Source organism: Paenalicyclobacillus ferrooxydans (assembly GCF_001399675.1).
Taxonomy (GTDB): Bacteria; Bacillota; Bacilli; order Alicyclobacillales; family Alicyclobacillaceae; genus Alicyclobacillus_B; species Alicyclobacillus_B ferrooxydans.
In genome coordinates this window covers 43,375-56,867 of the sequence record NZ_LJCO01000096.1, presented here as the reverse complement: position 1 = coordinate 56,867, position 13,493 = coordinate 43,375, and the positions used below count along the sequence as shown (strand labels likewise).

The window sequence follows — 13,493 nt, the reverse complement described above, 5'->3', positions numbered from 1 at the left end:
GCTTCTCAAATTTAATGCTGCATATTCATAATGTAAAATACATATTCGTTTTTATTTTCATAAGTAATTATTATAGTGGTGGATGAACCTTCTGCTTCATTACCGTTTGCTTCTTTACCGTCGCCGTCCTGGGATCGCATTATTCTCCGTAACGTAAAGCCCCATCCAATTGAGGATAGGGCTTTACGTCGCAAGGCTTTTTCAGATGAGTTGGCCAGATGGCTGGCCGTTTTCGTTGCACCATGGTACCGTTCGTCCCAGGGAATTGCAGGCTTTCCTGTTTCGATAGACTTGTTATTTGGCGCGTTGCAGATGCTGACGACTTTGTATGCGCTGCTGTCTGTAGAACTGACGCGCGGAAGCCCAGATGTTTCCGGTGATCCAAACTCCGAACAGAAGCACGGGGATTCCGTAGACCCAGTCCATGGTGATTCCATTGGCAATTGCTCTGTAAACAAGAGATGTGCCGTAGACCCCGGCTGCGAGAGCCATCAGCCAAATTGCCCATAATCGGATTACCTTGACCACATTGATTACCTCCTCTGTGCTTCTTTTAGATATTAAGCGTGTTGGTAGCAAGCGGGTACAAAGCCGGGACGAGCTGCGACACGTTTTACACCTTTAAACTCTTTGCTGCACTCGCTTCGGAGTGGACAGTTGGCACAGTCGTTTTCCTGTTCCAGCTTTTTATACCAGTCTCTCCAGATGACGCGATGAACTCGCAAGAGCCGCGGCAGTTTATTCAGTCCTGGAACCCATGGAACCAACATCAACAGCAGGAACAGAATGGCAACGCTGTATGCGGCCATCTGATCTCCAGCGGAAGATGTCGACCAGGGCGGGATTTGGTATAGGAATGTGTAAGGTGTCAACCACCAAGGGCCAGGATACGCTTGTTCGTCGTGATTAATGCCCCATTGCTCGCCTAGCATGTCAATGTTTCCAGCGACTTGATGTAAGGCAGAACCCTGCAGGAACAAGAGATCATTCTGCACATTGTAGCGATAGACGCCATTGTTGGTTTCTCTATCGAGCGTGCCGGACAGCATTCCGGATTTTGCAAGGGACAGTTCATAATTCATCATCGTACTGACAGGTCCGTAGTCACCCTGTGGAATGACAACATTCCCATTAACCGCCTTCGCCTTGTTCAGCGCATTGTTGAGATTGGTATCCCACTTCTGTTGCTGCGCGCCCGTCGCGTGATCATAGGTGTACAGAGCCGTTTGTAATGCCGTATTGTGCGATGCATTTGCCAGCATGGAAAGAGGCGTCAATACATCTGCGTTAGCCGTTTGAATCTGGTATGGCGTTCCCCACCATGTTTGAGGGTGGAACGGACCAATCGACTGGATAGATTGATTGCCGTTGTTATATGGCGGTCCGTAAGTGGCGATGGCACCCGTCCCAGCGAGATCGCCAAGTGCAGTTTGCTCTACCAACACTGGGTTTTGGGTGGCGATTTGTTGGTTCGTGACAGCAGGGCGATATGGAGCTCCCCAGATGGCTGCCACGCCGACAATCAGAACGCCGGCAATAGCGAGACTTACGACGCCTTCTTTAACCATGTCGAAATCTTTCTGTTTGAACTTCAGTGTATCTCTTCCTGCAGCAGGAGCTTTCATTTTTTGTCACCTTCTTGCTCGGTAATCTTTGCTTGATATGGCGGGACAACGCCTTTGCTGCGAACAGCTATCAAGTGCCAAGCTACGAGTCCCATCAGAATTAACGGTAGAACAGCAATGTGCAGGCCGTACACCTGACCGTTGTTGAGGATGTTTAAAAACCCATCGAACCCGGCACCATTAAAAGCATCCTTACTTTGAACCTGATTCCACTGTGAGAAGAAATCCCCGCGGGATAGATAACCGGTAAACGCGGTTACGACAGATAGTCCGAATGAGGCCACGCCAATCACCCAGGTCAGTGCGCGTCCTTCGCGCCATGAACCCATGAAAAATTGTCCAACTAAGTGCATCGTCATGAAGAAGAAAAATGCTTGAACGCTCCAAAAGTGAATACTCCGCATGAAATCGCCAAGGCTTGAATATTGGTACCACAACGGTCCCTTTGAGGCCATAATGACGCCAGATACAATACAGAAAACAAGACTGCTAAGCGTAAATACACCAAAACTATATACGAGGGATGACACATAGACTGGTTGCTCTGACGGCAGCAAGTTATCCCAGGTTAGTTTCTCAGATACGCTTGTGCGCATCGATTTCGTCCAGTTCATTTTTTGTCATCTCCTTTACCATGCGGGTACTTTCCAATTGCGAATACAATGAAGACTGCGAGCCAGAGAAAACCAACGTAGTAATTTGGCCATGCGTTAGACATGTTGACCATTTGAAACACCTCCCGTGTCACAAACTTTAACCCTACTGCGCTTTTGGCAAAAGGTACGTTCAGACCGTTCGTAGGACTAGTCGGTTTATGCTATTGCGTCGTTAGAATGAACTACGGATACCTGACATCGAATCATCTCCAATTCAGCACAGCTTTGAGTGGTGCTTAACGAGTACACTTGAAGCCTAGTTCTTGTCAGGGTATGGACTTGTGCGCGAAATCACACGAGGGGTAATTCAGTCGGGTATTGTGTCATTTTGTTCATGACTGGACAAGCGGGGGGGCATGTATCAGATGGGGCCGGAAAGCGACCTTTGCAGTGTGAGGCTGCATACATCTCACCGGAACGGCTGACGGATTTGGAAGGTCGCACACATGATGCGGTGGGCGTAATTGCAGCACGGGTGACCATGCAAAAAAGCTGTGTCGATTTGGCTGCCGCATCTCAAATCCTTAATTCGGGTCCACGAGGCGGTACCCGACCCCGGGTTCCGTGAGCAAAAGGTTCGGCTGCGCTGCGTTGTCCTCGATTTTCTTTCTCAAGTGGCCCACATATACGCGCAGGTAATGACCTGCGGTTTCTGTGCCTTGTTCGCCCCATACTTGCTTTAACAATTGCCGGTGCGTCATGACACGGTTTGCATTGATGGCCAAGGCTTTTAACAGGTCATATTCGATGGGTGTCAGTTTAATGGGTTCGCCGTTCTTTTCAACGACGCGCCGCGAAAGATCAATTTGCAGAGGTCCAACTTGAATAATGGGTTCGTCCGGTTGCTGAGCGATATGGCGGAGGGCGACTCGAATCCTCGCCATCAGTTCACTCATTCCAAAGGGCTTCGTCATGTAATCATCAGCGCCGTTATCAAGCGCATAAACTTTCCCTGCTTCATCATCGCGGACTGTCAGAACAATAATCGGCATTGTCGCCCACTCGCGAATTTGCCGTAAAACATCGCGTCCATCCATATCAGGGAGCCCGAGATCGAGGATGAGTAAGTCGGGGATATCCATACTGGTTTTGAGAACCCCTTCTCTTCCCGTGGATGCCTCCATGGTGGAATACCCGTGTGCTTCGAGAGTGACACGAAGGAGTTTTCGAATCTGGACTTCGTCATCAATAATTAGAACCTTTGCTCCCATTAGGACGGCCCCCTTATACGCCTCAGGTACACGCTTCAGGCCATGTTCACCAGGCCCGCTTCCCATGCATTTCACCCTAATTAGGGCAGTTTATTAGGACAGACGGTAATCCTCTGTTAGTCAATCAATTCGTGGCTGAACTCTTCTGCCGTCTCTAATATTGGTTCAGGTGCATCACCAACTGGCAGTCTGATGGTTATCACCGTTCCTGCTTTTTCACCCGGCCTCGCAAAGATTTCCCCGCCGTGTGCCTGAATGATTCCTTTGCAGATAGCCAGGCCAAGACCTGTACCTGGCACGTTTTTTCCGGTGTCTGTGCGGTAAAACTTTTCGAAGATTTTTTCAGCGTCGTCAGCTTCGATACCAATGCCATAGTCTCGGATGCGGATGGTAAGAACCCCATCGTACTCCATGACGTCAAGTTCGATGGTGGTTCCATCTGCTGAGTACTTTGCAGCGTTGCTCATGAGATTCACAAGCACCTGTTCAATCAATACTTCGTCAACGGCCGCCGGGGGCAGGGAGCTTTGCAGATTGACTTCAACCTTGCGGTTTTGCAGCGACTCTTTGACTTGTCGCAGGGCGACACCGACAATGTCCGCCACGTCACACCATTTTTTGTTCAATTGAAGCATACCGCTTTCAAGTCGGACCATGCCAAGGAGATTGGTGATGAGTCGATTCATGCGCATGGCGCCTTCACGAACGGTGACAAGCAGTTCTTGCCTGTCGGCGTTAGAAAGGAAATTTTCTCCGTCAATGAGTCCGGTCACAGCACCAATGATGGTTGCCAACGGGGTCCGCAGTTCGTGTGAAATCGAGTCGAGCAGGGAAGTACGCAGCCGCTCAGACTCGGCAGTCAGATGAGCAATCTGGGCCTTTTCCTCGTAACGAACGCGCGCGATGGATACGGCTGCGAGGCCGGCAAGTGCTTGTACCACGCGAATGTGCCAGTGCGGATTGTCCTTTCCGAGTGGTCGTTGAGTGCCGATACACATCACCCCGTGTACCGTGGATTCGGTTTTCAGGGGGACGTACAGGATAGATGTGTTGCGATGGGTATTTGTCCCGTAACCGGCCATTTTCCCGTGCTCAAACACCCAACTGACAACTCTCGGCTCAACTACGGTAAATCCGTTTACAGTCGTCAGTCCCATTTGCGCACGTGCTGTCAGCTGTCCAGATGCGTCAGGCAACATGATGACTGTGGCAAGTCCGAACGTGCGCGACGCATGACCGACAATCTCTCCGAGTACCGTGTCTAAGTCCCGCGCTGCAGCAACTTGATTGCTCAGGGCGAATAAAGCAGACGTGACGCTTTCACGTTCGCGAGAGTCGCGGACACGTTTCCGAAGCTCGGCGGCCAAACTGGCTGTGAATGCAGCCACAGCCAGGTAGACGGCGAATGAAACAAAATAGCGGATATCGGATACGGTAAACGTGTGAATCGGCGGTACAAAAAAGAAATCGAAGGCAACAACCCCGATGCCAGCTGCATAAAAGGCAGAGCCAAGTCCCCATCGAACAGCACTTACGAGGACCGGCAGAAGGTACAACAGCGCCAGGTTAACGAGCGTAAACGCGTAGCCGATCTTCCAAAACATGAGGGTTAAAATGGCAACCATCAGGGTTACGGACAGATAAGGAATCACTTTCGCACGACCAACCCTTGGTTCATCCAGGAGCTGTTCAGATGATGACCATGGTACGACGTAGGAGGTAAGAACCCGCCACTTTGGTCGGGACGAAGATGTTTTTTTCAAGCAGGACAACCCCATTCATCGGAGGACTACCTCTAGTTATAAACCGGTAATGGTGAAAATGCCCTCATTTTTACACTTTTTTTACACCATGACTCAGCATTTATACACTATCTTTACCCAGAACGATCCTACAATCATGACTGTATTAGAGAATCCATGTGTTCGAGATTGTTTGTGATTTTACTGCCTTACAAATGGGCAACGTATAGAGCGGGGTGTGGAGATGGGAGATATCATATCACTTTTGTTGTACTTAGCCGTATTTGGCCTGCTGTTTGTGTTGTTCCGGGTTTTTGACAAGGCGTAGGGGGGATACATGGTGTGGGTGCTGCTTGTTATTTCTGTGGTCTTAATGGTGTACCTGACCTATGTCATTTTCAATCCTGAGAAGTTTTAGGACACGTAAAACAGCTAGGTCAGTTGACAGGTGCTGCGCCTTGAAGAGAAAGATGCGCCAACACTTCCGCCAACACTTCAATGTGCAGTAGTTGTGGATTTTGAGGAGTGAGATGAGATGACGTTTGCTGGGTCAATCGGCATTTTGGCCGTCATTGCGTTGATTTTGTTGATTGGGATCCCACTTGGTGGATACCTGTACCGAGTCTTCAGCGGTCAAAAAGGCAAGTTTGACGGTATGTTCAGGCCGATAGAAGGGTTCTTGTACCGGGTTGTCGGCGTCGACCCGTCGGTTCAGATGGATTGGAAGGCATATTTGCGGGCCCTAATGTTAGTGAACTTTATGATGATGATTCTCGCCTACCTCCTGTTTCGCTTGCAGCACGTTTTACCGCTCAATCCGGATGGCATTAAAGCGATGCCGTGGGATCTGGCGTTTAACACGGCAGCCAGTTTTATCACGAATACGAACTGGCAGAACTATGCGGGCGAACAGTCGCTGTCTTATTTATCACAGATGACCGCCATTACGTACTTGCAGTTTACGTCTGGAGCGACGGGTTTTGTTGCAGCGATTGCTTTTCTTCGCAGTGTCACCGTGAACCGTTCGGAGTCTATCGGAAACTTTTGGGTGGATTTTATTAAGATTCACACGCGAGTCTTGATTCCACTCGCTGTTGTATTTGCCTTGGTTCTCGTAGGTCTCGGTGTTCCAGAGACACTTTTGGGTGCACAGACCGTACACACCTTGCAAGGCGGGACGCAGATTATTTCGCGCGGACCTGTTGCTTCACTTGAAGCCATTAAGCAGCTCGGAACAAACGGCGGTGGATACTTTAACGCGAACTCGGCCCATCCGTTTGAAGACCCGAGTGCCTGGACCACTGTCCTTGAAATGATCGCGATGGGTATTATCTCGTGCGGTCTTGTCTGGACGTTTGGAAAGTTCATTGGAAATCGCAAGCAAGCGGTTGTTCTGTACGTGTTTCTCACGGCTGTCTTAGTCATCGGGGCATTCGTCATCTACGCGAGTGAGACGGCAGGGAACCCGATTCTGCAGCACACGCTGGGCATTCACGGCCCGAACATGGAAGGGAAAGAGGTCCGTTTTGGTCCTGCCATGTCGAGTGCATTTGCGGCCATCACAACCGCGTTTACGACGGGCGCTGTGAACTCGATGCACGACAGCTTTATGCCGATGGGCGGCTTTATTCCGCTCTTGTTTATGATGTTTAACCTGGTGTTTGGGGGTAAAGGCGTAGGCTTGCTCAACATCCTCATGTTCCTGATGATCACGGTCTTTCTGTCAGGGCTGATGGTTGGACGTACGCCTGAGATTTTCGGCAAGAAAATTGAAGCCCGCGAGATTAAGCTCGCCACCATTGCAATGCTGGTGCACCCGTTCATCATCCTCGTTCCCACTGCCATAGCGCTCGTGACGAAGGCGGGAACGTCATCCATCTTGAACCCCGGACTGCACGGTCTCTCCGAGGTGTTGTATGCGTACACATCGGGAGCAGCCAACAATGGGTCCGCGTTTGCGGGTTTGAACGGGAACACTGTCTTTTACAATATCTCGCTCGGACTGGTGATGTTGCTCGGACGGTACGTATCACTGATTGCCATGTTTGCGATTGCCGGATCACTTTCGAAAAAGGCCATTATTCCGCCCAGCGCCGGAACACTGCGGACAGACACGTTTGCGTTTGGCGGGGTTTTTGTCGCGGTCTTTGTCATTGTCGGGGCGCTGACGTTCTTCCCTGCCCTCGCTATCGGACCGATTGGAGAACAACTGCAGATGTGGGCCGGAATCGTGCACTGACAGGCGTTGTCGGTTAGACAAAATGTCAGAGATGCTTCCGTCGGTGAGACGACCTGCGCTGAGAAGGAGATTTGAAGATGGCTCGAAATACGAAATCTGTGTCACGGGATATTATGAAGCGGGCAATCTGGGATTCTTTTGTGAAGATGAACCCTGTTATCCTCGCCCGCAATCCGGTTATGTTTGTGGTTGAAATCGGGTTTGTGATCACATTGTTACTGACTTTTGCACCGAATCTGTTTGGTGGACATTACCCATCTACGCAGCGTATCTATAACCTGATTGTCACCATCATCTTGTTGTTGACCGTGTTGTTTGGCAACTTCGCAGAGGCCGTTGCTGAAGGCAGAGGTAAAGCCCAAGCAGAGTCTCTCCGGAAGACCAAGACGGACCTGGTGGCGAATCGCCGAATGGACAACGGTGGGTACGAAGAGGTTCCGGCGTCTACCCTTCACAAAGGCGACATTGTCCGCGTTGAAGCACTGGAAATGATACCTGCAGACGGTGAGGTCCTTGAAGGACTTGGCAGTGTGGATGAATCTGCCATTACCGGTGAGTCCGCCCCGGTCATCCGAGGTGCGGGCGGAGACTTCAGCTCCGTGACCGGCGGGACGAAGCTGTTGTCTGACGAGCTCATCATTCGCATCACGGTCGACCCCGGGGAGTCGTTCCTTGATAAGATGATTAGTCTGGTCGAGGGCGCGAGCCGCCAGAAAACCCCGAACGAACTTGCCTTGTCAGTTCTGCTTGCAGGGTTGACCTTAATCTTTTTAATCGTCGTTGTTACGCTTGAGCCTCTGGCGCACTACGTTCACCACACGATTGATATTGCGACCTTGATCGCACTCTTGGTGTGTTTGATTCCAACCACCATTGGTGCTCTCTTGTCCGCCATCGGGATTGCAGGCATGGACAGGGTCATTCGATTCAACGTGATCGCTAAATCAGGGAAAGCGGTCGAGGCTGCCGGTGACGTGAACACACTGATTCTCGATAAAACCGGAACCATCACCATCGGCAATCGACTCGCCAGTGAGTTTTTGCCGGCAGGGGACCACACGGAAAAGGACTTGATTGAGTCAGCGGTCATTTCATCTCTCTTTGATGAAACACCAGAGGGTCGTTCGGTGGTCGATCTCGGCAAAGAAAAAGGCGTCTCCTTCGCACGTGAACGATACACGGATGCACAGAATGTGGAGTTTAGTGCCGACACCCGCATGAGTGGCCTCGACCTGGGTGACGGAACGGTAGTCCGTAAAGGTGCCGTGGACGCCATTAAAAAACATGTCTCGGAGCTTGGTGGAACGATCCCAAAGGACTTGGACGAGAAGACCGAATATGTGGCGAAGGCTGGCGGAACACCCCTCGCCGTGATCAAGGACCGCGAGATTCTCGGGGTTATCTACCTGAAGGATATTGTGAAACCGGGGATGCGTGAACGGTTTGAAGAGCTTCGCAAGATGGGTATCAAGACGGTGATGTGCACGGGTGACAATCCCTTGACAGCCGCAACCATCGCGAAAGAAGCCGGGGTGGACGACTACATTGCCGAGGCAAAGCCTGAAGACAAGATGCGTCTTATTCGTACAGAGCAGGATCAAGGCAAACTGGTCGCCATGTCTGGTGACGGAACGAACGATGCACCGGCACTGGCGCAAGCAGACGTCGGGCTCGCCATGAACACGGGCACGACGGCGGCGAAGGAAGCCGGCAACATGATCGATCTTGATTCGGATCCGACAAAGTTGATTGAAGTTGTCTCCATCGGCAAGCAGCTGTTGATTACGCGCGGTGCTATCACGACATTTTCTATCGCCAATGACGTCGCGAAGTACTTCGCTATCATTCCCGCAATTTTCATGGTGACGATTCCCGCTTTAAAAGTGCTGAATGTGATGCATTTGACGAGTCCGCACAGTGCTATATTATCGGCGCTCATCTTTAATGCCATCATCATTCCGCTGTTGATTCCATTGGCCATGAGGGGTGTCAAGTACCGACCGATGAGTGCGACGAACATGCTCGTGAGAAACCTGCTTATCTACGGCATGGGTGGCGTGATCGCTCCATTTGTCGGGATTAAAATCATTGACCTGCTGCTCACGATCTTTGGTGTGGCCAACATATAGGGGGAATTGAAATGGTGAACTTCTGGCGTTCACTGCGCTTCACGATTGCGTTCGCTATCCTGCTTGGCATCATTTATCCGCTTGTGGTGACGGGGATTGGCAATCTGTTGTTCCCGTTTCAGGCAAAGGGAAGCATTGTTTCGCTCCAAGGACGCCCTGCAGGCTCGCTCCTGATTGCACAAAGTATTACGGCCCCAGGCCTGTTTCATCCGCGGCCTTCGGCTGTAAACTATGCTGCAAACGGCTCTGGCGGATCGAACCTTGGGCCGACAAATCCGGCGCTCGTGGCAGAGGTGAAGAAGAACCTGCAGACAGTGGAACAACAAAATCCGGGCACGCCCGTGGGTTCCATTCCAACCTCAATGGTTGAATCCTCGGCTTCAGGACTCGACCCAGATATCACGGTTCAGGATGCACTGATTCAAGTACCCCGCATCGCAAAGGCGACGGGGATCAGCAGGACTGATTTGACGAGTCTCATTAACCAGTACAAACAAGGACGCGCCCTCGGCATTTGGGGCGATCCGATGGTCAATGTCATGCAACTCAACTTGGCGATTGAAAAACGGCTTGGTAAATAACAGGAAAATAACATCCGCTCAGAACATGACACACGGCTCGGCGTAACAAACCGCTCTTACGACACACAGGCAACCCTCAGGACCATGAACACCAAGCGTGGTAATGGGTCAGCCTCGAGGCAAGGTGGCATACATGGCTTCGAATACTGGAGAGGTATTTGGTTCAGAACCGGGCCAGCTCAAGATATTTATCGGTGCTGCTCCGGGTGTGGGGAAAACCTATACGATGTTGCGCGAAGCGGGCTCACTCAGAGCCCGTGGTGTCGACGTTGTTATCGGGTATGTCGATGTCCGGGACAGACCTGAAACCGCTGCGCAAATTGGCGAACTTGAGATTTTACCGAGAAAAAAGATCCGGTTTCAGAAGCGCACCTTTGAAGAGGTAAACATTGAAGCCATTATCGAACGGGACCCAGACGTTGTCGTGATCGATGAATTGGCGCATAGCAATGCCCCCGGTTCGATGTTTCCAAAGCGCTATATGGATGTAGAATACCTGCTTGACCAAGGAATTTCCGTGTTAACCACTGTGAATGTACAGCACATTCGAGGCATTCACGAGGAAGCGGAAGAAATTACGGGTATTCCGGTTCGGGAGCTGATCCCAGAGTCGCTGATTAAGCGGGCGGATGAAGTTTCTGTCATTGATGTCACGCCGGAAACACTCAGACAACGCCTTCGGGATGGGAGTATCTATCCGTCAGACAGGGTCGATCAAGCTCTGCAAAACTTTTTTCGTAAATCGAACCTGTCCGGACTCAGAGAACTGGCATTGCGGATGGTGGCCGAGGACGTTGACGAACGCCTGGAACGGTCCTACTCCCGCCGCAAAATTCCGGGTCCTGTGGGTGCAAGGGAAGTAATTATGGTCTGTGTGAGCCATTTGCCCCGAGCCGCGAAACTTATCCAGCGCGGACATCGTATGGCGATGCGGTTGAAAGCAGACCTATACGTCCTCTCCATCTGCAGCACAGTCGAGGACTCACTTTCGGAACGAGACAAAGCAAGCCTAACCAAGCTGAAAGAACTGGCCGACGAGTACGACGGGGAGTTTGTCGTTGAACCGCGCAATGACCGAAAGATTGGGGACATCATTGCCAAGGCTGCTCAGCGACTCAATGTGACTCAAATTGTCATTGGGCAACCGGCCCCAGACCGGAAATGGGAACTGTGGCGTGAGAACCCGATTCGCTATCTGCTTCGAAACCTGCGGTACACAGACCTCCGTATCGTGGGATGGCGTGATCCGCCAGGACACCCTGTAAAGGTGTGGAAATCAAACGGATCGTCTGGTGAGACGGGGTTGCACCAACGGCTCAAGGGAAGACTGACCATTTACGTGGGTGCAGCCCCAGGTGTCGGGAAAACGTACAAGATGCTTCAGGATGCGCACGACTGGCGAAAGCGCGGGTGGGACGTCGTGATTGGTCTGATTGAGACCCACGGGCGCCAGGAGACTGCGGACCAGATTGGCGATCTGGAGACGGTACCAAAGAAACAGTTGCTGCTCGAAGGGCGTACGTACGAGGAAATGGATGTCGATGCGATTGTAAGGCGAAAGCCGTCGATTGTGCTCATCGATGAACTTGCACATACAAACGTCCCAGGCTGCGTACGCGAAAAACGCTATCAAGATATTCAATATATCCTTGAGCATGGCATCAACGTTGTAACAGCTGTCAATGTACAGCACCTAGAGAGCTTGCACGATAAAGTGGAGCACATCACTGGCGTTAAGGTTCGAGAGCGCGTGCCAGACTGGTTCATGAAACTGGCGAGAGAGATTAAGTTGATTGACGTGACCCCGGAGACACTGCAACAACGCCTGGTGGAAGGCCGAATCTACACGAAGGATAAGGTTGAGCGCGCACTGGATAACTTCTTTCAAACCGCACACCTTGCAGCCCTTCGGGAGTTGGCTCTGCTCGAGGTGGCAGATGATGTGGATCAGCGGATCGACAAAGCGAGAAAGTCCGACCGTCTGAACAGTGTTCGCTCAGAACGAATTCTCGTTTGCGTGAATCACCGCCCGCATTCCGAGAAACTCATTCGGCGTGGCTGGAGGCTTGCAGACCGACTGGATGCCGAACTCTGGGTCCTTGTGGTGTCGCTCGACGAAGGGATGTCTCAACAGGACGAACGCGACTTGATTAAGGTTCAACGCCTCAGCGAACAGTTTGATGCCCATTTTCTGAACAAACCGGCGGTGAACCACAACGTAGGTGCCACCATTGTAGAAACTGCGATGGAACTTGAAGTGTCGCAACTGGTAGCAGGTCAACCATTGGCGCCGAAAGGGCTGATTTCCCGCTTGAAATCCAATCCGCTCGACTATGTACTCGACCACGCAGAATTTGTGGACCTGCACATTGTGGCATATGAGAGGGATTGACGGTGGCGAGGGACTGCGGGGGAACTGAGGGGGAACTGAGGGCGCCGGTTTAAGCTGGTCAGACCAGCCTGCCGGGTTCGAATGGAGGTTGTTCTCGGCAGCTAAGTCGGTGACGCCGACTTAGCCCGCCAAAAGTCAGGGCCGCCACGAAGAATAAGTCGCTGCAAGCGACTTAACCGCTAGATTTTCCGAGACTAAGTCGGTTTGAGCGACTTAACCCCGCCGTTTTTCGAAGCTAAGTCTGTGACGCCGACTTAGCCCGCCAAAAGTCAGGGCCGACGCAAGGAATAAGTCGCTGCAAGCGACTTAACCGCTAGATTTTCCGAGACTAAGTCGGTTTGAGCGACTTAACTCCGCCGTTTTTCGAAGCTAAGTCGGTGACGCCGACTTAGCCCGCCAAAAGTCAGGGCCGCCGCGAAGAATAAGTCGCTGTAAGCGACTTAACCGCTAGATTTTCCGAGATTAAGTCGGTTTGGGCGACTTAACCCCGCCGTTTTTCGAAGCTAAGTCTGTGACGCCGACTTAGTCCGCCAAAAGTCAGGGCCGACGCAAGGAATAAGTCGCTGCAAGCGACTTAACCGCTAGATTTTCCGAGACTAAGTCGGTTTGAGCGACTTAACTCCGCCGTTTTTCGAAGCTAAGTCGGTGACGCCGACTTAGCCCGCCAAAAGTCAGGGCTGCCGCAAGGAATAAGTCGCTGCAAGCGACTTAACCGCTAGATTTCCCGAGATTAAGTCGGTTTAGGCGACTTAACTCCGCCGTTTTTCGAAGCTAAGTCGGTGACGCCGACTTAGTCCGCCAAAAGTCAGGGCCGCCGCGAAGAATAAGTCGCTGTCAGCGACTTAACCGCTAGATTTCCCGAGGTTAAGTCGGTTTGGGCGACTTAACCCCGCCGTTTTTCGAAGCTAAGTCTGTGAC

The 13,493-nt window shown here is 51.5% G+C and carries 10 protein-coding genes; 5 read left to right on the top strand and 5 right to left on the bottom strand.

Annotated features, from left to right (window positions below):
• Positions 1 to 294 precede the first annotated feature (294 nt).
• The 5 genes from AN477_RS20980 to AN477_RS20960 form a co-directional block, all read right to left on the bottom strand.
• Positions 295 to 528, bottom strand: a complete 234-nt coding sequence (locus tag AN477_RS20980) for a hypothetical protein (RefSeq protein WP_054971142.1) — start codon at positions 526 to 528, stop codon at positions 295 to 297.
• A gap of 32 nt (positions 529 to 560) precedes the next feature.
• Positions 561 to 1,625 (bottom strand): hypothetical protein, encoded by a 1,065-nt coding sequence (locus tag AN477_RS20975; protein WP_054971141.1) that lies wholly within the window; start codon positions 1,623 to 1,625, stop codon positions 561 to 563.
• Entirely contained in the window at positions 1,622 to 2,239 is a 618-nt protein-coding gene (locus AN477_RS20970; RefSeq protein WP_054971140.1) for a cytochrome b N-terminal domain-containing protein, read from the bottom strand. The genes AN477_RS20975 and AN477_RS20970 overlap by 4 nt, the downstream gene beginning before the upstream one ends.
• 566 nt (positions 2,240 to 2,805) lie before the next feature.
• Positions 2,806 to 3,492 carry a response regulator gene (locus tag AN477_RS20965; protein WP_054971139.1) on the bottom strand — a complete coding sequence of 229 codons (687 nt, stop codon included), beginning with the start codon at positions 3,490 to 3,492 and terminating at the stop codon, positions 2,806 to 2,808.
• Between the two features lie 116 nt (positions 3,493 to 3,608).
• Positions 3,609 to 5,255 (bottom strand): ATP-binding protein, encoded by a 1,647-nt coding sequence (locus AN477_RS20960; RefSeq protein WP_054971138.1) that lies wholly within the window; start codon positions 5,253 to 5,255, stop codon positions 3,609 to 3,611.
• Positions 5,256 to 5,571: 316 nt separating this feature from the next.
• Between AN477_RS20960 and kdpF the strand changes: the two genes are divergently transcribed.
• The 5 genes from kdpF to AN477_RS20940 all read left to right on the top strand — a co-directional run bounded on the left by kdpF (position 5,572) and on the right by AN477_RS20940 (position 12,575).
• Positions 5,572 to 5,652 carry a K(+)-transporting ATPase subunit F gene (gene kdpF, locus AN477_RS25975; RefSeq protein WP_083486537.1) on the top strand — a complete coding sequence of 27 codons (81 nt, stop codon included), beginning with the start codon at positions 5,572 to 5,574 and terminating at the stop codon, positions 5,650 to 5,652.
• A gap of 117 nt (positions 5,653 to 5,769) precedes the next feature.
• Positions 5,770 to 7,473, top strand: a complete 1,704-nt coding sequence (gene kdpA, locus AN477_RS20955; RefSeq protein WP_054971137.1) for a potassium-transporting ATPase subunit KdpA — start codon at positions 5,770 to 5,772, stop codon at positions 7,471 to 7,473.
• 77 nt (positions 7,474 to 7,550) lie between these two features.
• Positions 7,551 to 9,602, top strand: a complete 2,052-nt coding sequence (kdpB, locus tag AN477_RS20950; RefSeq protein ID WP_054971136.1) for a potassium-transporting ATPase subunit KdpB — start codon at positions 7,551 to 7,553, stop codon at positions 9,600 to 9,602.
• 11 nt (positions 9,603 to 9,613) lie between these two features.
• Positions 9,614 to 10,183 carry a potassium-transporting ATPase subunit KdpC gene (kdpC, locus tag AN477_RS20945; protein ID WP_054971135.1) on the top strand — a complete coding sequence of 190 codons (570 nt, stop codon included), beginning with the start codon at positions 9,614 to 9,616 and terminating at the stop codon, positions 10,181 to 10,183.
• A gap of 133 nt (positions 10,184 to 10,316) precedes the next feature.
• On the top strand, positions 10,317 to 12,575 hold the full coding sequence (locus AN477_RS20940) for a histidine kinase (RefSeq protein ID WP_054971134.1): 2,259 nt from the start codon (positions 10,317 to 10,319) through the stop codon (positions 12,573 to 12,575).
• The last annotated feature ends 918 nt before the right edge of the window (positions 12,576 to 13,493 follow it).

What these genes read in the sequence shown, in the direction of transcription:
- AN477_RS20970 (WP_054971140.1), bottom strand. Translation starts at nt 2,239, where the DNA reads ATGAACTGGACGAAATCGATGCGCACAAGCGTATCTGAGAAACTAACC.
- kdpA (WP_054971137.1), top strand. Translation starts at nt 5,770, where the DNA reads ATGACGTTTGCTGGGTCAATCGGCATTTTGGCCGTCATTGCGTTGATT.
- kdpB (WP_054971136.1), top strand. Translation starts at nt 7,551, where the DNA reads ATGGCTCGAAATACGAAATCTGTGTCACGGGATATTATGAAGCGGGCA.
- AN477_RS20940 (WP_054971134.1), top strand. Translation starts at nt 10,317, where the DNA reads ATGGCTTCGAATACTGGAGAGGTATTTGGTTCAGAACCGGGCCAGCTC.
- AN477_RS20965 (WP_054971139.1), bottom strand. Translation starts at nt 3,492, where the DNA reads ATGGGAGCAAAGGTTCTAATTATTGATGACGAAGTCCAGATTCGAAAA.
- kdpF (WP_083486537.1), top strand. Translation starts at nt 5,572, where the DNA reads ATGGTGTGGGTGCTGCTTGTTATTTCTGTGGTCTTAATGGTGTACCTG.
- AN477_RS20975 (WP_054971141.1), bottom strand. Translation starts at nt 1,625, where the DNA reads ATGAAAGCTCCTGCTGCAGGAAGAGATACACTGAAGTTCAAACAGAAA.
- kdpC (WP_054971135.1), top strand. Translation starts at nt 9,614, where the DNA reads ATGGTGAACTTCTGGCGTTCACTGCGCTTCACGATTGCGTTCGCTATC.